The organism is Maritimimonas sp. 2304DJ26-3 (genome assembly GCF_056591635.1).
In genome coordinates, this window is sequence record NZ_JBWQOK010000003.1 from 116,767 (window position 1) to 139,547 (window position 22,781).

Below are 22,781 nucleotides of genomic sequence, written 5' to 3' on the forward strand. Positions count from 1 at the left end.
TTGTATAGCCTTAAAAAAGTGGTTACTTTGCAACCGTCTAAAAATCAATGAAGATGAAGGATTTATTTGAAAGAATAATAAAGGATAAAGGACCATTAGGTAAATGGGCTAAGCAAGCTGAAGGATATTATGTATTTCCAAAATTAGAAGGACCAATTTCTAATAGAATGTCATTTAATGGCAAAAAGGTAATTACTTGGAGTATTAATGATTATTTAGGTTTAGCTAATCACCCTGAAGTTTTAAAAGTTGATGGTGAGGCTGCTATGGAGCACGGAATGGCATACCCAATGGGTGCTAGAATGATGTCTGGACATACTAAATACCATGAACAATTAGAGCAAGAATGTGCTGAGTTTGTTGGTAAAGAAGCTGCTTATTTAGTAAATTTTGGTTACCAAGGTATGGTATCTGCAATTGATGCATTGGTTTCTAAAAATGATGTGATAGTTTATGATATGGATACGCATGCCTGTATTATTGATGGTGTACGTTTGCATGCTGGCAAGCGCTTTGTTTATAAGCATAATGATGTTGAAAGTTTAGAGAAAAACTTAAAGAGAGCTGAAAAAATGGCAACCGAAAATAACGGTGGTATTTTGGTGATCTCTGAAGGTGTTTTTGGTATGAGAGGTGAGCAAGGTAAACTAAAAGAAATTGCTGAGTTAAAAAAGAAATATAATTTTAGATTGTTGGTTGATGATGCGCATGGTTTCGGTACTTTGGGTGATGGCGGTAGAGGCACAGGTTATGAGCAAGGCGTGCAAGATGATATAGATGTCTATTTTGCAACTTTTGCGAAATCAATGGCAGGTATAGGTGCTTTCTTTGCTGGTGATAGTGATATTATTCAGTATTTGCAATACAATATGCGTTCGCAAATGTTTGCTAAATCGTTGCCAATGCCAATGGTAAAAGGTGCATTAAAGCGTTTAGATATGTTGCGTACTATGCCAGAATTAAAAGAGAAGTTATGGCAAAATACCAATGCACTTCAAAATGGATTAAGAGAAGCAGGTTTTGATCTTGGTACTACACAAACATGTATTACACCAGTTTTCTTAAAAGGAGACATACCAGAAGCAATGGCTATGGTGCACGATCTTAGAGAAAACCATGGTGTTTTTTGTTCTATAGTTGTATATCCGGTAATACCAAAAGGATTGATTATTTTACGATTAATACCTACGGCAACTCATACTTTGGAAGATGTAAAAGAAACTATCGAGGCGTTTTCTGCAATTAGAAGCAAATTAGAGGGTGGTATTTATAAGCGTATTGCGGCTGCAATGCAAGCATAAAATGTCTCTAGAAATAAAAATTAAAAATCCGCGTTAAGCGGATTTTTTTGTGATTGATTTTATTTCAATGTAGTACAAACCAAAATTAATTATAGCCGTTGTTGCGGTGTTGTTCTTATTGAATTTTTTCATTTGTTATTCATTAATTTTTTCAAAGCATTTCGATGATTAATCAAGCGTCTATAGGTAGAACTAATTAAAGTAATTCCTAATAAATACAATAAAAGTGTTCCGCATAAATATAAGTAACTTGAATAGCTAAAGTCGAATTCCATTGTTTTTTCAAAGCGAAAAACGCTAGTAATTATAATTATGAGAATACCAATTATTGTAAAGAGAATAAAATTTAAAAAAACTGATTTCTCTCGTTTTCGATATAGCTCTATTTTTTCGTTTAATTTTTTATCTCCTTCACAATTTCTTATCTACTGATTTTTATTCCACTTTCGCAACAATCTTCCAAATACATCACAACGATTCAAGTATATGATCTCGTTTTAATGTTGCAGCTTTGTTCAGTATCGTTTAATTATATATACCGATAACGAAGTTCTATAAAAATAATTAACATACAATAGCAAATTATTCCAAAACACTTAATCTCGCTTTAGCAGTAACAGAAATACCATCAAAATCTTCTTTCAAAAATTTGTGATAACCAACAATACCGATCATGGCTGCATTATCTGTGGTATATTCAAACTTTGGTATATAGGTTTGCCAATCATATCTTTTTTCAGCATCTTTTAAAGCATGTCTAATTCCTGAATTCGCGGAAACACCTCCAGCAATAGCTATATGCTTAATACCAGTTTGTTTTACAGCTTTTTTAATCTTTTTTAATAAAATATCAATAATGGTATATTGAATCGATGCGCAGATATCATTAAGATTTTCTTTTATAAAGTCAGGATTCTCTTTTACTTTTTTCTGAATAAAATAGAGGATAGAGGTTTTTAATCCACTAAAACTAAAGTCCAATTCATTTTTTGTCTTAGGATTTGGAAACTGAAACGCTTTCGGATTACCAAATTGAGCAAACTCATCAATCAATGGCCCTCCAGGATAACTTAGTCCTAAAATTTTAGCAGATTTATCAAAGGCCTCACCAACGGCATCATCTATTGTTTCACCGAGAATTTCCATATCAAAATAATCATTGATTTTAATCAATTGGGTGTGACCACCACTAATGGTCAAACAGATAAAAGGAAAGCTTGGTTTTACATGAGATTCTTCCTTAATAAAATGAGCCAATATATGAGCTTGCATATGGTTAACAGCAATTAACGGAATATCTAATGCTAACGCCATAGATTTTGCAAATGAAGCCCCAACAAGTAATGAACCCATTAATCCTGGTCCTCTAGTAAAAGCAATTGCATTAAGCTCTTTTTTGTCAATATTAGCTTGTCTTAATGCTTGATCTACAACCGGAACAATATGTTGTTGATGGGCCCTGGATGCAAGTTCTGGTACAACGCCACCATATTGTGCATGAATTTCTTGATTTGCTACAACATTAGCCAATACTTTATCGTTGTGTAAAATAGCAACACTCGTGTCATCGCACGAAGATTCAATTGCCAATATATATATAGAACTTTTACTCATCAATTATTTAAAAAAGGCACAAAAATTGTGCATAGAAAATGTGTACTTTTAGTGTTGCAAATTTATAATATTAAATTCTATCAAAAGACTTAAAAAAATAACCATAAGATTACTACTAGGAATCATCTTTTTTCTATTAGTTACAGTTATTTTATTACGACTTCCAATAGTGCAAACTCAACTTGGTAAACGAGTTACAAGTTATCTTAATAATAGTTATGGAACTGATATGACAATTAAAAAGGTGGACTTTTCTTTTTTAGGAAATGTTAACCTTAAAGATATTCAGATCAATGATCATAAAAATGATTCTCTTATTTATGTAAAAAGCTTAGTTACTTCTTTATTTAGCTACAGGAATATATTAAATAATAAATTAGAACTTGGTGAAGTTGACCTTAAAGGTGTAACCTTAAATATGATAACTCATCTAGGTGAAGAAAATGATAACCTTTCTGTTTTTGTCGAAAAGTTCGATGATAATAATGCAAAGAATACAAATTCACCTACATTTTTAATGACTTCTTCTAAGCTTAATCTAGAAAATGTCAATTTCATTTTATATGATAAAAATAAGCGGGAAGCACCTATTGTTTTCTATAAACATATAACAGGTCAGGTTGATGACTTTAAAGTTGAAGGCCCTAACGTTTCGGCAAAAATTAGAAGGCTTGCTTTTGTGGAAGATCATGATATTGAAGTTACAGATTTAACAACTGATTTTGAATATACTAAGCAGCAAATGCTTTTTTCAAACACCAAACTTCAGACAAAACATTCATCATTAAATAGTGATATTGTTTTTAAGTACGATAGAAAAGACCTAGCAGATTTTAATAATAAGGTGCTTATTGAAGCAGATTTTAGTGAATCGTCAGTATCATTAATAGATCTAAATAAATTCTATAATGAATTTGGAAAAAATGATAAAATTAACTTTACAACAAAGCTTCTAGGTACACTCAACGACTTTAGACTTGAAGGTCTTAGCTTAATTTCTAATCGTAATTCTATAATAGATGGAGATTTACACTTTAAGAATGTGGTTAATACTGAAAACGGATTTTCATTAGATGCTAAACTTTATGAATTATCTTCTAACTATGAAAATCTTAAGCTATTATTACCTAATATTTTAGGAAAAACCCTACCTACTACATTTCAAAAATTTGGCAGATTTTCATTAGCGGGTCAATCATTTATAACAGATAGGTTAGTTAATGCGAACATTACAATTAAGAGTGCGTTAGGCAGAACAATCTCTGACTTAGAACTTACCAATATTGATAATATCGATAATGCTAAATATAATGGTAATATAGAATTTGTAGATTTTAATTTAGGCAAAATTGTTAATGATTCATTGGTCGGTAATATATCATTGATAGCCGACGTTGATGGCTCAGGGTTTACTTTAGAAAAACTAAATACTTCTGTAAAAGGAAATGCATCAAAGTTTGAATATAAAGGTTATCAATACTCAAATATAGATGTGAATGGTGTAATTAAAAACCAACTGTTTGATGGTAGTTTAATAACTGATGATCCTAATTTAAAAATGACATTCAAAGGTTTGGCTGACCTGTCAATAGATATCTATAAGTTTAATTTTAAAACCAATATTACACATTCAGACTTTAATAAATTAAATCTTTTTACTAGAGATAAATTAGCTGCTTTAAAAGGTGATATTGATATTAAGCTTACAGGTAGTTCTGTAGATAATATGGCAGGTGAAGTTGATTTTAAGAATACTTCCTACACCAATCATAATGACAGTTATTTTTTTAAGGATTTTAATGTTACATCATCATTTAGAGATAGCACTAGAATACTGACGGTAAATTCGTCAGATATAGTAGAAGGTTCGATTAAAGGAAGGTTTAAATTTGGAGAATTGGTCAAATTGACTAAAAATTCATTAGGTAGTATCTATACCAATTATGAACCTGATAAGGTCACATCAGGACAATTTTTAGATTTTAATTTTAAGATTTATAATAAAATAGTAGAAGTTTTCTTCCCTGAAGTTAATTTAGGATCGAACACTTCAATCAGAGGAAAGATAAATGCTGATAGCGAAAAATTTGAACTACTGGTAAAATCACCAAAAGTTGATGCTTATCAAAATCTAATTAAAGATGTTCGTTTGCAGATTGACAATAAAAATCCACTTTATAACACATTACTTAGCATTGGTAAAATAGACACCAAATACTATAATATTGCGGAGTTAAATTTGGTAAATGTTACATTAAATGACACGTTGTTTTTTAGAACCGATTTTGCGGGTGGTGATAAGTTAAAAGAGAAATTCGATTTGAGTTTCTTTCATACGTTAAATGAAAATAACCAGTCGGTTGTAGGTTTAAAGAGATCAAACATTAGATTTAAGAATAATGACTGGAAAATAAACCCCACTAATAATAACCAGAATAAGGTTGTTTTTGATGAAAGATTACAAACTTTTGCTTTCGATAAGATTGATGCTATTTCTGGAAACCAAAAAATTGATGTTTTAGGGGTTATAACTGGAAAGAATGATAAAGACTTAAAATTAAATTTAGAGAACGTTAAACTAGAAGGGGTCACACCTAAAATAGATAGCCTTGCTTTTAAAGGGTTGGTAAATGGGATTATTAATTACAAACAATTAAATGGTGAACTGTTACCAATAGCCAATCTTAATATTAATGATTTAGAAATCAATGGATATAGAAAAGGAGATTTCTTGGTAACAGCGAGAGGAGATAACTCTTTCAAGAAATACACTATAGATGCTACTCTAAAAAATGAACAAATAAATAGTTTAGCAATTAAAGGTGAAGTAGATTTTGCTCCAAAACAACCAACAATACTTGGTAGTTTCTCTTTAGAAAAATTTGCTATAAAACCATTTAATCCTTTGGGTGAAGGTGTTTTAGATAATATGAGAGGTAATGTATCTGGGTCTGGTATCATCACTGGTCTTTTACGAAACCCAAATATTGACGGTGAGTTATCATTGGAAAATGCAGGGTTGGCTTTTCCTTACTTAAATGTAGATTACGATTTTATCGGAAAAACAAAAATTGATCTTAATAAACAAACTTTTACATTTTCTCCAACTACCTTAGTTGACGTAGCTCATGATACTGAAGCTAGATTAACAGGTAGTATTACACACCAACAATTTGAAAGATGGTTTTTAAACTTCGATTTAAACACGAGTAATCTATTGATATTAAATACAGAAGAAAATGAAGATATTCCATATTATGGTACAGGCTTTTTAGAGGGTGAAGCAAGTATAAAAGGATATACAGATCAATTGGTGATCGATGTTGTCGGTAAAACAAATCCAGGCACTAACTTTATCATTCCGTTAAGCGATGTTAACGCCATCGGAGATTCTAAATTGATAAAGTTTATTTCAAAAGTTGAAAAAGGGATTGATGAAAATACCGCCAATGAATTAGTATTTAACGCAGTAAAGGGTTTAACCTTAAATTTTGATCTAGAAGCAACAGATGATGCTAGAGCAGAAATTGTGATTGATAAAAATACGGGTAGTGTATTAAGTGGAAGAGGTAATGGTTATTTAAATATAGCTATTAATACCAACGGAAAGTTTGAGGTAATAGGCACCTATGTTGTTAGTGAGGGTATTTATGAATTTAGAAACATAGTTAATAAAGACTTTGTTGTACAGCCAGGAGGAACAGTAGTTTGGGATGGAAACCCGTTTGATGCATATTTAAATATTGATGCAATTTATCGGGCTCAAGCGAACCCAAATGTTTTATTAGAAAATGTAAATTCCAGAGAAATAGATATTGACTTAATAGCCAAAATTTCTGGGCAATTATTAAATTCTAATATAGAATTTGATTTGCAAATTCCTAATTCAACGTCATTAGTTAATTCAGAATTACAATTTAAATTAAGCGACCAAGATAGTAAGATGACTCAGTTTTTTTCGCTATTAGTAGCTGGTTCTTTTACTAATGTAGATACAGGAGGTATAGGATTTGATGCTGGTGCCGCGGGTACATCATTACTATCGGAAAAAATATCTAGTGTGTTATCCAACCTATTAAAAAGTAGAGGTGATAAATTTAATGTAGGTGTATCATATAGAATCGGAGAGGATAATAATTTGAACCAAGCACTAAATACGGATGATCAATTGGGTATTACAGCTTCTGGTCGTTTAGGTAAAAAAATAATTTGGAATGGAAAAGTGGGTGTTCCTGTTGGTGGGAATACGCAATCTAGAGTTGTTGGTGAGGTTGAACTGGAGTTACCACTAAATAAGGCGGAGACATTTAGATTAAAAGCCTATAACAGACAAAATGAAGTGGAATTTGCTGTGGCCGATGAGGAGGGATATACCCAAGGTGTAGGGTTGTCTTATCGTGTAGATTTTGATAGTGGCAAAGAATTAAAAGAAAAGATTTTCGGCACAAAAAGTAAAAAAGATGCTAAAAAGCAAAAAAGAGATAGCATTAAGGTAAAGAATAAGCTTATCAAGTTTACTTCTAAAAAGAAAGATACAACTAAAGTTAGTTCAAAATCTCCCAAAAGATAATCTAGTTTTTATAGGTTTAGATTATACAGATTTATCGATAACGTTTTCGTACAAAAAGTTGTTTTTGAAGAGAAAAAATGATTATAATATATAATTTTGTCAAACCATTTTAATATGCCACAAAAGATAAAAAAAATAGGTGTAATTACTTCAGGAGGAGATGCTCCGGGTATGAATGCTGCAATAAGGGCGGTAGTTCGAGCATGTTCTTATTATAATGTCGAATGTATAGGCTTTTATAGAGGCTATCAGGGAATTATTGACAATGATTTTATCAAACTAAATGCGCGTAGTGTTAAGAACATTATTAGTAAAGGAGGTACTATTTTAAAGACGGCAAGGTCTAAGGAGTTTAGATCAGTTCAAGGTAGAAAAGCCGCTCTAGATAATTTAAAAAGAAATGAGGTTGATGCACTTGTTTTAATTGGTGGTGATGGTACTTTTACAGGAGGTGTAGTTTTTAGTAAAGAGCATAACATTCCATTTATTGGAGTTCCTGGTACTATTGATAACGATATTGCTGGTACAAGTCATACAATAGGATACGACACAGCTTTAAATACAGTTGTTGATGCGATAGATAAAATTAGAGATACAGCAATTTCTCATAACCGCTTATTTTTTGTTGAAGTTATGGGGAGAGACGCTGGTTTTATTGCTTTAAATGCTGGAGTTGGAGCTGGTGCTGAAGAAATTCTAATTCCAGAAGAAGATTTAGGACTAGAACGATTACTTGAATCGCTAAAACGTAGTAAGCGTAGTGGTAAGTCATCAAGTATTGTAGTTGTTTCTGAAGGTGATAAAATTGGAAAGAATGTTTTTCAATTAGCCGATTATATTAAAGAGCATTTGCCCGAATATGAAGCTCGAGTGTCGGTACTAGGGCATATGCAACGTGGCGGTGGGCCAACTTGTTTCGATAGAGTGCTTGCTAGTAGATTAGGAGTGAAAGCAGTAGAGTTATTACTAGACGGTAAATCAAATTTAATGGTCGGTCTAGTAAACAACAGTGTTGAAACTACCGATATTGAAAAAGCTATCAAGAATGAACACGATGTTGATAGAGAATTGTTAAGAATATCAGATATATTATCAATCTAAATAGATTAAAGAATGATTAAAATTGGAATTAATGGTTTTGGTAGAATAGGTAGAATTGCCTTTAGGTCAGCCATAGCTAGAAAAAATGTACAAATTGTTGCTATTAATGATTTATTAGAAGTAGATTATTTAGCTTATTTGTTAAAATATGATTCTGTTCATGGAAAGTTTGATGGAGAAGTTGAAGTGAAAAACGGAAAGTTAATCGTAAATGGCAATGAAATTAGAGTAACAGCTGAACGTAATCCGGAAGATATCAAGTGGGATAAAGTAGGGGCTGATTATGTTATTGAATCTACTGGTATTTTCACAACGTTAGATCAAGCTCAGTTGCATATCAATGGTGGGGCTAAGAGAGTATTTATTTCTGCACCATCTAAAGATGCACCAATGTTTGTAATGGGTGTAAATCATCACGAAATGACAGTTAATGATACTATCGTGTCAAATGCTTCATGTACTACCAATTGTTTGGCTCCAGTTGCTAAAATACTAAACGATAAGTTTGGAATTAAAGAAGGCTTAATGACGACAGTTCATGCATCAACAGCTACTCAAAAAACAGTCGATTCTCCATCAGTTAAAAATTGGAGATTAGGAAGATCTGCTCTTAATAATATTATTCCTTCAACTACAGGAGCGGCAAAGGCGGTTGGTAAAGTGATTCCTGAATTGAATGGTAAATTAACAGGTATGGCATTTCGTGTGCCGACTGCAGATGTGTCAGTTGTAGATTTAACAGTTAATTTAAAAGAGGCGACTACTTATGAAGCAATTTGTGATGCAATGAAAGAAGCTTCAGAAGGAGATTTAAAAGGTATACTAGCATACACAGAAGAAGAAGTTGTTTCACAAGATTTTGTTGGAGAACCATGTACTTCTATTTTTGATGCTAAAGCTGGTATTGCGATCTCAGATACTTTTGTTAAAGTAGTGTCTTGGTATGATAATGAATATGGTTATTCTACTAAAATAGTAGATTTAGTAGAGCACGCAGCGAAAGTAGAAGTTGAAAATTTAGAAACTGTTTTAGCATAAAATATTCTGAAATTTATAGTAATTTTAAATCCTGCTTTTGGCAGGATTTTTTTCTTTTATAACTATTTGATAATTAAAGTATTGTCAAGATTTGAAAGATATTATAAATTTTAAGACTAAATAAAAATGATTAAAATAGGAATTAACGGTTTTGGTAGGATAGGTAGATTGGCATTTCGATCTGCTGTTACCAGACCTAATGTACAGATAGTGGCTATTAATGATTTATTGGATGTAGAGTATTTAGCTTACTTATTAAAATATGATTCTGTTCATGGCAGATTCGATGGTGAAGTAGAGGTGAAAAACGGTAAGTTAGTAGTAAATGGTAATGAAATTAGAGTTACTGCTAATAAGAATCCTGAAAATTTAAAATGGAATGAAATTGGGGCTGAATACATAATAGAATCTACAGGCTTTTTTACTAAAGAAGATGCTGCTGCAAGACACCTAAAAGCAGGAGCAAAAAAGGTGATTATTTCCGCACCTTCTAAAGATGCGCCTATGTTTGTTATGGGTGTTAATCATAAAGATATTAAACCCAATCAAAAGGTTATTTCTAACGCTTCTTGTACAACAAATTGTTTAGCGCCGTTAGCTAAAGTTTTAAACGATAACTTTACAATTACAGAAGGTTTAATGACTACGGTCCATGCTGCTACATCGACGCAAAGTGTTGTGGATGGACCAAATAAAAAATGGCGTAGAGGTAGAACCGTTGTAAATAATATAATTCCAACAACAACTGGTGCTGCAAAAGCTGTAACAAAGGTAATTCCAGAATTAAAAGGAAAATTAACGGGTATGGCCGTGAGAGTTCCTGTAGCTGATGTTTCATTGGTAGATCTTACTTTTAAAACGGAGAAAGCTACATCTTATAAAGAGATTATGAAAACTCTTAAAGAGGCATCAGAAAATGAATATAAAGGAATTATAGGTTATACAGAAGATGAAGTAGTATCGCAGGATTTTGTTTCAGAAACAAGAACATCTGTAATTGATGCTAGCGCAAGTTTAGAATTGAATGAAAATTTCTTTAAGATTATTTCTTGGTATGATAATGAGTTCGGATATGCAACCAAGATTGTAGATATGGTAGAATATGCTGCCAATATTTAAATAAGATTAATATTATTATAGAATCCTGCTTCGGCAGGATTTTTCTTTTTACTTCCTTAAAAAGTACTATTTTTATCCGTAATGAGTAAAGCTGTAAAAATTATTGAATGCCCAAGAGATGCCATGCAAGGAATCAAGGAGTATCATATTCCAGCAGAAGTAAAATCTACTTATATAAACTCATTATTAAAGGTTGGATTTGATACTATCGACTTTGGAAGTTTTGTGTCTCCAAAAGCAATTCCGCAAATGCGAGATACAGCTCAAGTATTAAATATGTTAGATTTATCTGATACTAAAAGTAAACTACTTGCAATAGTTGCCAACGTTCGAGGGGCTAATGATGCATCTCAGTTTGAAGAAATAGATTATTTAGGGTATCCATTTTCTATTTCAGAGAATTTTCAGATGCGAAATACAAGTAAAACCATAGTGCAATCTGTTGAGGTGTTAGATGAAATTTTAACGATAGCCGATACATCAAATAAAGAAGTGGTTGCCTATTTGTCAATGGGTTTTGGTAATCCTTATGGTGATCCTTGGGATGTTGATATTGTTGCTAGTTGGACGGAAAAGTTGGCTGGTATGGGTGTTAAGATATTATCTTTATCAGATACTATAGGGAGTTCAAACCCTAAGATTATTGATTATTTATTTTCAAATTTAATTCCTCAATATCCTGATATAGAGTTTGGCGCACATTTACATACAACACCAACCAAATGGCACGAGAAGGTGGATGCGGCATATAAGGCAGGGTGTAAACGATTTGATGGAGCTATAAAAGGATATGGAGGTTGTCCGATGGCCAAAGATGAACTAACGGGTAATATGCCTACAGAACATTTGGTTGCCTACTTTAAAGAAAATAATACCAATATCAATGTAGATTTTGATAAGTTTAAAAAAGCATACATTCAATCCTCTAAAGTATTTCATTAGCAAAAAGTCATGAAAAATTTTAAATTATTTCTTCCGGTTATTTTTTTAGGATTATTAATTTCTTGTTCATCAGTAAAGCAAACTGCTACTCAAACACAATTTGTTGTAGATGATGGTAAAATAGCATTTACCTTTTTACAATTGAATGATGTATATGAAATTGCTCCGCTCGAAGGCGGTAAAGTAGGAGGAATGGCGCGCGTTGCAAACCTAAGAAACCAATTAAAGAAAGAAAATTCGAATACATTTACTTTTATGGCTGGTGACTTCTTGAATCCATCATTACTGGGTACGGTAAGATATGAAGGTCAAAGACTTCGTGGAAGACAAATGATTGAGGTGATGAATGCTTTAGGAATGGATCTAGTAACTTTTGGAAATCATGAATTTGATTTAAGTAAAAATGACCTTCAACAACGATTAAACGAATCTGATTTTGCATGGACTTCTGCTAATGTCCGTCAGAAAGTTTGCGGAAACACTTATCCATTTTACAAAGAGAAGAACGGAATTAAAGAATTTGCTACAGATACTCACATTATAGAAGCACAAGATGATGATGGAACAACTATTAAGATTGGTTTTTTTGGCGTTCTTATACCTTCAAACCCGGTGAGCTATGCTGAATATACAGATATGTTTGAACAATCAAAAAGAGCATATAATTCTTTAAAAGATAAGGTTGATATTATTTTTGGCTTAACCCATGTTGAGGTAGAACAAGATCAAAAAATTGCAGAAATGTTACCTGAACTTAAATTAATTATGGGCGGACATGAACATAATAATATGCTAGTTGAAGTTGGCAATACTAAAATTGCTAAAGCAGACGCTAATGCTAAAACAGCTTATGTTCATAGATTAAATTATGATAAGAAAACAAAAGAACTTAAGTTGAGCTCTGAGCTTGTTCCTATAAATGAACAAACAGGTGAAGATCAAAAAGTAAAAGCTATTGTTGACAAATGGAATAAAGTTCTAGATGCTAAGATCAAAGAAATAGTAGCAAATCCAAATGAGGTAATATTGGTTGCTAAAGAACCATTAGACGGCAGAGACAAACCTATTCGAAGTATACAAACCAATTTAGGTGAGCTCATTACAAAAGCTATGGTTTATGGTTTTGATAATAAAGTAGACGCTGCTCTTGTAAATGGAGGATCTATTAGAATTGATGATCAATTAGAAGGTAACATTACCAGTGTTGATATTTTTAGAGTATTACCTTTCGGTGGAGGTATTTTAAAAGTTGAATTAACAGGAAAACTTTTAAATGAAGTTTTAGATTATGGTAAGTCTCATGCTGGTGAGGGTTCATATCTACAACGCTATTTAGCAGAACAGAAAGATGAAGAATGGTTCATAAATAATAAGCCAATTGATCCTGAGAAAGTCTACACGGTGGCTTTTAGTGATTACTTATTAAAAGGTTTCGATATTCCTTTCTTGAAAGCAGATAATGAAGACGTTATTAGTATTTATACTCCTAAAAAAGATGAGCTAGGTTTTGATATTAGAAAGACAGTTATTGCTTATCTTAAATCCTTAAAGTAAATTTTCTTATCTGAAAATTAATTAGTTACAACTTTATTTAAAATTATTCTAAATAAACTTTTGTCAGAATATTTAGGCTATATATATTTGCCATCAGAAATTATTCACTATTTATAATTAGTCTAAATAAAAGAAATGAAAAAAATCAACTTACTCGTTTTTGCACTAATAATAAGTGCGTTCTCATTTGGTCAAACTGTGCCAGATTCTTTATATACAAATCCTCAAAATCAACAAAATGCTGCGCAGCGTATCCTTTCGGGTAATATCAATACGGGTGTTACCGTTGGTGGTTATGGTGAAATTTTATATAACCAACCAGAAGGCGATAATGGTGAGCTAGATGTACAGCGTTTAGTAATACTTTTTGGATATAAATTTAACGACCGAACTCAGTTCGTTACAGAAATTGAATTTGAGCATGTTGAAGAGGTTTTTGTTGAACAAGCATTTTTGCAATATAGTGTAACCGATAATGTAAACTTACGAGCAGGTTTAATGCTAGTGCCAATGGGTATTGTTAATGAGTTTCACGAGCCTACTACATTCAATGGTGTAGAAAGACCTAGTATAGATGGAGCTATAGTTCCTACAACGTGGCGTGAAATTGGGTTTGGTGTCTCTGGTAGATTAAACAATGCTTCATTACGATATCAAGCCTATATAATGAATGGTTTTAAATCTACCACACCAGATGGCGATGGTGTAAGAGGGTTTTTAGGCGGAAGTTCTGGTTTACGTGGAGGACGTCAGAAAGGAATTCAATCTACAATTAATAAACCAACTTTTTCGGCTAAGTTAGATCACTATGGTATACCAGGATTGCGTTTAGGTCTTTCAACTTATTTTGGGAGAACTCAGGCGGACGATGATATAGATGATATTGAAGGAGCAGATGTAGGTATTGTAATGGTTGGAGCTGATGCCAGATATGCATATCAACGTTTTACAGCAAGAGGACAATTTATTCATGCTACTATTTCAGATTCAGAAGCTTATAATGACCTTACTGGAAGAAACTTAGGTAGTGCCTTACAAGGATGGTATTTAGAGGCTGCATATAATTTATTACCTCAAACTAAAAAGCAACAATTATTTGCATTTGCTCGCTATGAAGATTATGATACGCATCATTCTGTTGATGGTGGTTTAAATAAAAATCTTTCTTATGATAGAGAAGAATGGACTTTTGGATTAAGCTATAAATTAGCTCCTGGCGCTGTTGTAAAAGCAGATTATCAGTTAAGAGATAATGCAGCTGATACTGGTGTTAATCGCTTAAATTTTGGAGTAGGCGTTTGGTTCTAAAAAAATATTTGAGTTAGTTATTTATAAGAAACCGAAGTCAAAAATGATATTTTTACTTCGGTTTTTACGTTTATTTAGATTTATTTTAAATAAAAATACTATTTTTGTTGCATGAAATTTTCTAAAGTTTTATTCCTTTTTGTTGCTATTTCTTCAGTTGGATTGATGTCTTTCAATTTGTCTTCTAGAATACAAAAGAAAGTTTCTAAAGAAATAAAACTAGCTTTTAATATTGAAGAATTTTCTCTAGAGAAAATCGCAGTTTCAGAAGAAGTTAACAAAGAGCTTGTTCATAAAATTAAGGGAGATAATTTTTTTAAAATTTTTAATGATCAGCAACTGTTAGGCTATGCTTTTGTAGATAAAGCTCCAAGTAAAACAGATGAATTTGATTATTTGGTACTATTTGATAAAGATCTTGTTATAAAAAAGGCTAAAGTGTTAGTATATAGAGAAGATTATGGTGGAGAGATCGGTAGCAAGCGCTGGTTAAAACAATTTATTGGTAGAACAAAAACTGATAGATTGAAATATGAAAAAGATATTATTGCCATCTCTGGAGCTACCATTTCTGCAAATTCAATGACTATAGCTGTAAATAATCTTTTGCAAACCATCGAAAAACTTCACAAGCATAAGGTGATATAATCAGCATGCAACTAAACGGATTACTACTTACCTTTCCTAAAGAAATAAAACTCCTTATCGGAGCTTTTTTATTGGTTTTAAGTATTGGTTTTTATACGGGTTTAGCATTTGTAAACGAAACTTCTGGAACAAACCCAGATGGAATTGAAGAAAATTATATTGGGAATGAACATGTAGAAGAAGCCGAAGTGATGAAATTCAAAAAATCAGATAGAGAGATGTTAACCATTGTGCATTCTCATATTTTGTCAATGTCTTTGATTTTCTTTCTGCTAGGGTTAATACTTAGTACAACCAAGTTGAGTTATCGTTTAAAACTATTCTTACTCATAGAACCTTTTATTTCTGTTTTACTCACATTTGGAGGAATTTACTTTCTATGGAAAGGTGTTTCTTTTATGAAATACATTGTCATATTTTCGGGTACACTAATGACACTTTCGTTCACACTTTCGGTACTTATAATATTAAGTCAACTTTTAAAAAAAGCTGAAAAATGAAAAATACAGTAGCCGATTTGCTTAAGGGAGAAAAAGCAATAATAAAAAAAGTTCCTGTTAAAGAAATTCCTTTAAAATTAATAGAAATGGGCTGCATAGAGGGTAGTTATGTAGAGCTAGTGCAACATGCTCCATTTTCTGATCCTTTATATTTAAATATTAACGGTACTTATTTGGCGGTTCGTAAAGAAACTGCTGCTCAAATTCAAGTTGAACGAGTATGAGCAAACAATTAAAAGTAGCCTTGGTTGGTAACCCCAATACAGGCAAAACTTCATTATTCAATACTCTTACTGGGCTTAATCAAAAAGTTGGTAATTATCCTGGTGTTACTGTAGACAAAAAAACGGGTATTAGTAGTTTATCTGATACTACAAAAGCCTTGGTAATAGATTTGCCAGGTACTTATAGCTTAAATGCGAGTTCAATTGATGAAGATATAGCTGTTAAAGTATTATCAGAATCATCCTATCAAAATTACCCAGATGTTGCAATTGTTGTCGCCGATGTAGAAAATCTAAAACGTAATCTTTTATTATTTACACAAGTTAAAGATCTGGGTTTGCCAACTATTCTTGCAATAAATATGCAAGACCAGATGAAAGCGAAAGGAATTTCTATTGATGTTGAGAGTTTAGAGCAAAGTTTAAAAACTAAAATTGTTCTAATAAGTACCAAAGAAAATACTGGTATTAAACAACTTAAAAAAGAGATTGTTGATTATCAATCGCTGAATTTAGAACCTTGTTTTCAAAATGTAGAGGGAATCTTAGATAAACAAGACAACGATGAGAAAAAGATTAAACATCGCGAAACAATAAAGAGATATCAATTCTTAACTGATGCATTAAATAAATCGTATACCGTAAGTAGAAATAAAGCAACCGATTTGCGAGCTAAATTAGATGCCATATTAACGCATCCAATTTTGGGCTATGTCATTTTTTTCGCGATTCTTTTCTTAATCTTTCAAGGATTGTTTTATTGGTCAGAAGCACCTATGGACTTTATTGATGCGTCTTTTGCTTCAATGAGTGAGTGGATAAAAAATAATTTACCATCTGGCTTATTTACCAATTTATTGGCTGAGGGTATTATACCTGGTATTGGCGGCGTAGTTATTTTTATACCTCAAATAGCCTTTTTATTTATGGTGCTTTCCATTTTAGAAGAGAGTGGTTATATGAGCCGCGTAGTATTTCTAATGGATAGAATTATGAAACGCTACGGCCTTAGCGGGAAGAGTGTTGTACCACTTATTTCGGGTACAGCATGTGCGATTCCGGCGATTATGGCGGCAAGAAATATAGAAAGCTGGAAGGAACGTTTAATTACTATTCTAGTAACACCTTTTACAACTTGTTCAGCTAGAATACCAGTATATGCTATTATTATTAGCTTAGTTATCCCAAATAAAAGCGTATTAGGTGGCCTTTTCAATGTACAAGGCATTACATTAATGTTGCTTTATTTATTAGGATTCGTAGCAGCGATTTTTTCAGCAGCAATTTTAGATAAAATATTAAAGATAAAATCAAAGTCGTATTTCGTAATCGAAATGCCAGATTACAAATTACCATTAGTTAAAAATGTATTATTTCATATGCTCGAAAAAACAAAGGCTTTTGTTTTCGGAGCAGGTAAAATCATTTTAGCAATATCCATTTTATTATGGGTATTAGCCTCTTTCGGGCCAACAAACAATTTTAAAAATGCCGAAGAGATTGTTAGAAAAGAGTATGTTGATGTAAGTTCTGAAGAGTTAGACAGCAAAATAGCTTCATATAAATTAGAGAACTCTTATATTGGTATTTTAGGCAAATCGATTGAACCAGTTATTAAGCCATTAGGGTATGATTGGAAGATCGGTATCGCCTTAATTACCTCGTTTGCGGCTAGAGAAGTTTTTGTTGGAACTCTAGCCACAATTTATAGTGTAGGTTCAGAAGAAGAAACTCCTATTAAAAATAAAATGAGAAACGAAGTAGATAGTGTCACAGGAAGGCCAATCTATAATTTCGCTTCGGGTATTTCTTTATTGCTATTTTATGCTTTTGCTATGCAGTGTATGAGCACACTTGCAATTGTTAAGCGTGAAACAAATAGTTGGAAGTGGCCTGTAATTCAATTAGTGAGTATGACGACCATTGCTTATATAGCCGCTTTAATTGCGTATCAGTTTTTAAAATAAATGAACCTCATTCAAAACATATTATTAATTGCTGCAGTTGGTTTTGCATTATGGATTTTATATGATAAATTTCTAAGGAAGAAGAAAAAAACTGACAGTTGTGGTAATGATGACTGTGGTTGCTAGTTTTTTGACTTTAAGTATTATAAATTCCTCTAAAAGAAGTACATTTGCTCGCAATTAAATCTTAATTGCATCATGACATCTCATCAATCTAAGTTTGTAGGAGAAGGATTAACCTACGACGACGTACTTTTAGTTCCAGCGTTTTCAGAAGTATTACCACGAGAAGTAAATATTCAAACAAAATTTTCAAGAAACATTACTATTAATGTTCCTATAGTTTCTGCTGCTATGGACACAGTAACAGAATCTGCTATGGCAATAGCAATTGCTCGTGAAGGTGGAATTGGTGTGTTGCATAAGAATATGACTATCGAACAGCAAGCTGCCGAAGTTCGTAAGGTAAAAAGGGCTGAATCTGGTATGATTATCGACCCTGTAACTTTACCTATATCAGCTAAAGTCTTAGACGCAAAAAGAAATATGGCTGAGCATAAAATAGGTGGAATACCAGTAGTAGATGATGCTGGAAAATTATTGGGTATTGTTACAAATCGTGATTTAAGATTTGAAAAAGATAATGATCGTGCCATTACTGAGGTAATGACAAGTAAGAATCTAGTTACTGCAGATGAAGGAACTTCTTTAAGTGATGCAGAAGTTATATTACAAGAAAATAAGATTGAAAAACTTCTTATTGTAGATGATAATTATAAGCTTTCAGGATTAATAACTTTTAGAGATATTACCAAGGTTACCCAAAAACCAATAGCGAATAAAGATAAGTATGGTCGACTAAGAGTTGCTGCCGCTTTAGGTGTTACACCAGATGCGTTAGATAGAACAGATGCGTTGGTAAATGCTGGTGTTGATGCTGTTATTATTGATACCGCTCACGGGCATACTAAAGGTGTAGTAGAGGTGTTGAAAAGTGTAAAAAATAAGTATTCAGATTTAGATGTAGTTGTTGGTAATATTGCCACGCCAGAAGCTGCGAGATATTTACTAGACGCTGGTGCGGATGGTGTAAAAGTAGGTATTGGTCCAGGTTCTATTTGTACTACTAGAGTAGTGGCGGGGGTTGGATTTCCACAATTTTCAGCGGTATTAGAAGTAGCAGAAGCTATTAAGGGTAGTGGAGTGCCTGTAATTGCAGATGGTGGAATTCGATATACAGGCGATATACCAAAAGCGATTGCCGCTGGAGCGGATAGTGTCATGCTTGGTTCTTTATTAGCAGGAACAAAAGAATCGCCTGGTGAAACGATTATTTACGAAGGGCGTAAGTTCAAATCGTATCGTGGTATGGGTTCTGTAGAAGCCATGAAGCAAGGTTCTAAAGATCGATACTTTCAAGATGTCGAAGACGATATTAAAAAACTAGTACCAGAAGGTATTGTGGGCCGTGTGCCTTATAAAGGTGAATTGTTCGAAAGTATTCATCAATTTGTAGGTGGTTTAAGAGCTGGTATGGGCTACTGTGGTGCTAAAGATATTGATACGCTTAAAGAAACTGGAAAGTTTGTAAAAATAACAGCATCTGGTATTAATGAAAGCCACCCGCACGATGTAATGATTACCAAAGAATCACCGAATTATTCTAGGAGGTAATTTTTTAATAACTTCCCATTTAATGAAGCATTTGGATACTACTGAATAAGCTTAATCAATTTTTACCAGTTTATTAGATTCAGATTGGTAAGTAGGCGTTTATTCATAAAAAATAAAACTCATTATTTTTTAAACCTTTCTAAAGCAGTAATCTACAGATTATGGCAGTATTTAATAAAAGAGTATTTTCAGGACTTTTAAAAAAAAGAATTTATGAAAAAACTACTACTATTACTTATATTGAGTCCTATAACATTATTTAGCCAAGTTCAAATTGGTTCAGATATTGATGGAGAGTCACAAAATGATGATGCTGGTAGGTCCGTAAGCCTGTCCGCTGATGGTAGTGTTATTGCGATTGGAGCTCCCAAGAATAGCGCATCAAATCATGGGCCAGGATATGTAGATATCTATAACAATAAAAATGGTGTTTGGACTCCGGTGGTAACTATTAATGGAACTGTAGATCGAGATCGTTTTGGTTATTCAGTGAGCTTATCCTCTGATGGCAATGTAGTTGCTGTTGGAGATATCTTTTCTGAATCAGTTAGTATTTATAGAAATATAAATGGAACTTGGAGTCAAGTAGGATCGGATATTGTTGGAGAAGCTGTGGGTGATCAATCAGGATATTCTGTCAGCTTATCTTCAGATGGTAATATGGTTGCTATAGGCGCAAGACAAAATGATGATAATGGAAATAATTCTGGCCATGTACGTATTTATCGCAATCAAAACGATGTGTGGACTCAAATAGGATCGGATATTGATGGAGAAGCTGAGGGTGATCAATCAGGATATTCTGTCAGTTTATCTTCAGATGGAACTATCGTTGCTATAGGTGCACCTGCCCCCTTTAATGTTGGCGTTGGAAATAATTCTGGCCAAGTACGTGTATATCGAAATCAAGGTGATGTATGGACTCAAGTTGGATCGGATATTGATGGTGAAGCTGACTTTGATCATTCAGGAATTGCTGTAAGTTTATCGTCCGATGGTAGCATGGTTGCAATAGGTGCTCCATCTAATGATGGAGGTGGCGGTAACTCAGGCCATGTACGTGTTTATCGCAATATAGGTGGAGTATGGACCCAAATAGGGCCAGATATTGACGGCGAATTTGCAACTGATAATTCAGGAAGTTCAGTAAGTTTATCTTCAGATGGTAGCGTGATTGCAATTGGAGCTATTTATAATGGCTCTCTTAGAGGACATGTACGCATTTATAGGTACTTGAATGATGAATGGACTCAGGTAGGCTCTGATATTGACGGAGAAGGTGAAGATTTTTCGGGAACCTCTGTAAGTTTATCGTCGGACGGTAGTATGGTTGCTATCGGAGCACCATTCAACAATGGCGGAGGACTTCGCTCTGGTCATGTAAGAGTATATGATTTAAATTCAGTATTATCTACTAATGATTACGTTTTGTCACGTTTCAGTATATACCCAAACCCAACAAAAGAAATTGTTAATGTGCAATTAGAGAATGGTTTAATATTACAAAATATTAATTTATACAATAGTTTAGGTCAGATTGTAAGTACGAGTAAAAATGAAAAAGTAGTTATCTCAAATTTGACTGCAGGACTTTATTTTTTAGAGGTAGAAACAGATAAGGGAAAAGCTTCAAAAAAAATAATTGTAGAATGATTATAGTATTTATCAGTTTTAAATCAAGAGGGATTCAATTTTATTTAGCGACTAATGAGCGAAGTTAGCCGAGAATAAATAAAGAATTAAACTAAATGATTTTTCTAAATCGATCAATTATTTTTTTAACTTCACTATCGATCTTTCCATTTTCAACCCAAGTATGTATATCGCCTAAATAATGCATGCCTAAATAATTGGCTGATTCTTTAAAAGGCATTTCAAACCCTTTTTTAAGATCATTCGCATTATTAATGCTAATCATGGCCATGTTTTTACCACGTAATTGTCTACCTAAATCTTTTCTGTAATGTAATAGATCAGACATTCTATCAAAGAAAATTTTTAAACGACCACTCATAGAGTACCAGTAGACAGGTGTGGCAAAAACTATGGTGTCATATTTTTCAACAATACTTTCTAGTAGCGGTATAAAATCGTCATTGGCGTTTTTATATTCATAATCATAATGTCCAATTTTATAATCAATTAAATCAATAATGTTAAACTCGCCAGAAGAATTCAGTTGATTTACAACCAGTTTTGTATCACCATCATTTCTAGAGCTTCCTTGTATAATAACTGTTTTGCTTTTCATACTATAAAAGAATTCTTTTTTATTTATTTACAGCAATAAAAAGCATAGATATTTCTAATAAAAGAAAAGGTATTATTTATATCTTTAGCACTCATTTTTTTGAAATATGAGTACAGAAAAATATAAAGTTTCCGATAAGGTGAACTTAAATAAAATTGCGACAAAAGAAGTTAATGAGTCGGCAAAAAAGAAATTAAAAAATCTCCGCAAAGAATTAAGCGAATTACAAGATACTATGTATGCACATGGTAAATATAGTATGCTTGTTTGCTTACAAGGAATGGACACTGCTGGTAAAGATAGCCTTATTCGTGAAGTTTTTAAAGATGTAAATGCACGAGGTGTTGTGGTGCATAGCTTTAAAGTACCTACAGATAAAGAATTGAAACATGACTTTTTATGGAGGCATTATATTGCTTTACCTGAACGTGGTAAAATAGGAGTTTTTAATAGAACGCATTACGAAAATGTATTGGTAACACGTGTTCATCCAGGTTATATTATGGGTGAGAATATTTCTTCGGTTAAAGATGTGAAAGATTTAGATGATGCATTTTATCACAAGCGAATGGATCATATAAACAACTTTGAAAAACATATTGCAGAAAATGGCACCATAATCTTAAAATTCTTCTTACATCTATCAAAAGAAGAACAGGCTAACAGACTATTACGTAGAATAAATCTTAAAGAAAAAAATTGGAAATTTTCTGCTGGTGATCTAAAAGAACGAAAATTGTGGAATAAGTATCAAGAATGTTATCAAGATTTATTAAATCGAACTTCCAAAAAGAATGCACCATGGTATATAGTTCCTGCAGACGATAAGCCAACGGCAAGATTAATTGTTGCTAAAACAATAGTAGAGACGCTTAAAGAATACAAAGATATTAAAGAACCTGAGCTAGACGCTGAAACTAAAAGTCAATTAACTGAGTTCAAGAAACAATTAGAAAAAGAGTAATTACAT

General features: G+C 32.7%; 18 protein-coding genes. 16 read left to right on the top strand and 2 right to left on the bottom strand.

Annotated elements, in window-relative coordinates; all coding sequences use genetic code 11:
• Nucleotides 1–53 precede the first annotated feature (53 nt).
• Entirely contained in the window at nt 54–1,301 is a 1,248-nt protein-coding gene (gene capB / locus AC1EUV_RS09175; RefSeq protein ID WP_480198399.1) for a cysteate-C-fatty acyltransferase, read from the top strand.
• 582 nt (nt 1,302–1,883) lie between these two features.
• Here the strand turns inward: capB and tsaD are convergent.
• Nucleotides 1,884–2,915 carry a tRNA (adenosine(37)-N6)-threonylcarbamoyltransferase complex transferase subunit TsaD gene (gene tsaD, locus AC1EUV_RS09180; RefSeq protein ID WP_480198400.1) on the bottom strand — a complete coding sequence of 344 codons (1,032 nt, stop codon included), beginning with the start codon at nt 2,913–2,915 and terminating at the stop codon, nt 1,884–1,886.
• Between the two features lie 169 nt (nt 2,916–3,084).
• Here tsaD and AC1EUV_RS09185 point away from each other — a divergent pair, with 169 nt between their 5' ends.
• The 14 genes from AC1EUV_RS09185 (at nt 3,085) to AC1EUV_RS09250 (ending at nt 21,213) form a co-directional block, all read left to right on the top strand.
• On the top strand, nt 3,085–7,485 hold the full coding sequence (locus tag AC1EUV_RS09185) for a translocation/assembly module TamB domain-containing protein (RefSeq protein WP_480198401.1): 4,401 nt from the start codon (nt 3,085–3,087) through the stop codon (nt 7,483–7,485).
• A 114-nt stretch (nt 7,486–7,599) separates the two neighbouring features.
• A complete protein-coding gene (gene pfkA / locus AC1EUV_RS09190) occupies nt 7,600–8,586 on the top strand; it encodes a 6-phosphofructokinase (RefSeq protein WP_480198402.1) in 987 nt (328 codons plus the stop codon).
• 12 nt (nt 8,587–8,598) lie between these two features.
• Nucleotides 8,599–9,624, top strand: coding sequence for a type I glyceraldehyde-3-phosphate dehydrogenase (gene gap, locus AC1EUV_RS09195; protein WP_480198403.1), 1,026 nt, complete (start codon nt 8,599–8,601; stop codon nt 9,622–9,624).
• Nucleotides 9,625–9,750: 126 nt separating this feature from the next.
• A complete protein-coding gene (gap, locus tag AC1EUV_RS09200) occupies nt 9,751–10,743 on the top strand; it encodes a type I glyceraldehyde-3-phosphate dehydrogenase (RefSeq protein WP_480198404.1) in 993 nt (330 codons plus the stop codon).
• Between the two features lie 81 nt (nt 10,744–10,824).
• The gene (locus AC1EUV_RS09205; RefSeq protein ID WP_480198405.1) at nt 10,825–11,685 is read left to right on the top strand and encodes a hydroxymethylglutaryl-CoA lyase; all 861 of its coding nucleotides are present in this window, start codon (nt 10,825–10,827) and stop codon (nt 11,683–11,685) included.
• A gap of 9 nt (nt 11,686–11,694) precedes the next feature.
• Nucleotides 11,695–13,239, top strand: coding sequence for a bifunctional metallophosphatase/5'-nucleotidase (locus AC1EUV_RS09210; protein ID WP_480198406.1), 1,545 nt, complete (start codon nt 11,695–11,697; stop codon nt 13,237–13,239).
• A gap of 135 nt (nt 13,240–13,374) precedes the next feature.
• On the top strand, nt 13,375–14,547 hold the full coding sequence (locus AC1EUV_RS09215; protein WP_480198407.1) for a porin: 1,173 nt from the start codon (nt 13,375–13,377) through the stop codon (nt 14,545–14,547).
• Between the two features lie 111 nt (nt 14,548–14,658).
• The gene (locus tag AC1EUV_RS09220) at nt 14,659–15,195 is read left to right on the top strand and encodes an FMN-binding protein (RefSeq protein ID WP_480198408.1); all 537 of its coding nucleotides are present in this window, start codon (nt 14,659–14,661) and stop codon (nt 15,193–15,195) included.
• Between the two features lie 5 nt (nt 15,196–15,200).
• Nucleotides 15,201–15,695, top strand: a complete 495-nt coding sequence (locus AC1EUV_RS09225) for a hypothetical protein (protein WP_480198409.1) — start codon at nt 15,201–15,203, stop codon at nt 15,693–15,695.
• On the top strand, nt 15,692–15,919 hold the full coding sequence (locus AC1EUV_RS09230) for a FeoA family protein (protein ID WP_480198410.1): 228 nt from the start codon (nt 15,692–15,694) through the stop codon (nt 15,917–15,919). The genes AC1EUV_RS09225 and AC1EUV_RS09230 overlap by 4 nt, the downstream gene beginning before the upstream one ends.
• Complete coding sequence (gene feoB, locus AC1EUV_RS09235) at nt 15,916–17,886, top strand: ferrous iron transport protein B (protein WP_480198411.1); 1,971 nt, start codon at nt 15,916–15,918, stop codon at nt 17,884–17,886. The genes AC1EUV_RS09230 and feoB overlap by 4 nt, the downstream gene beginning before the upstream one ends.
• A complete protein-coding gene (locus AC1EUV_RS09240) occupies nt 17,887–18,012 on the top strand; it encodes a hypothetical protein (protein ID WP_480198412.1) in 126 nt (41 codons plus the stop codon).
• Nucleotides 18,013–18,084: 72 nt separating this feature from the next.
• Nucleotides 18,085–19,560, top strand: a complete 1,476-nt coding sequence (gene guaB, locus AC1EUV_RS09245) for an IMP dehydrogenase (RefSeq protein ID WP_480198413.1) — start codon at nt 18,085–18,087, stop codon at nt 19,558–19,560.
• 213 nt (nt 19,561–19,773) lie between these two features.
• Nucleotides 19,774–21,213, top strand: coding sequence for a T9SS type A sorting domain-containing protein (locus AC1EUV_RS09250; protein WP_480198414.1), 1,440 nt, complete (start codon nt 19,774–19,776; stop codon nt 21,211–21,213).
• Between the two features lie 91 nt (nt 21,214–21,304).
• Here the strand turns inward: AC1EUV_RS09250 and AC1EUV_RS09255 are convergent, their stop codons facing one another.
• On the bottom strand, nt 21,305–21,811 hold the full coding sequence (locus tag AC1EUV_RS09255; RefSeq protein WP_480198415.1) for a flavodoxin family protein: 507 nt from the start codon (nt 21,809–21,811) through the stop codon (nt 21,305–21,307).
• A 106-nt stretch (nt 21,812–21,917) separates the two neighbouring features.
• Between AC1EUV_RS09255 and AC1EUV_RS09260 the strand changes: the two genes are divergently transcribed.
• The gene (locus AC1EUV_RS09260) at nt 21,918–22,775 is read left to right on the top strand and encodes a PPK2 family polyphosphate kinase (protein WP_480198416.1); all 858 of its coding nucleotides are present in this window, start codon (nt 21,918–21,920) and stop codon (nt 22,773–22,775) included.
• The last annotated feature ends 6 nt before the right edge of the window (nt 22,776–22,781 follow it).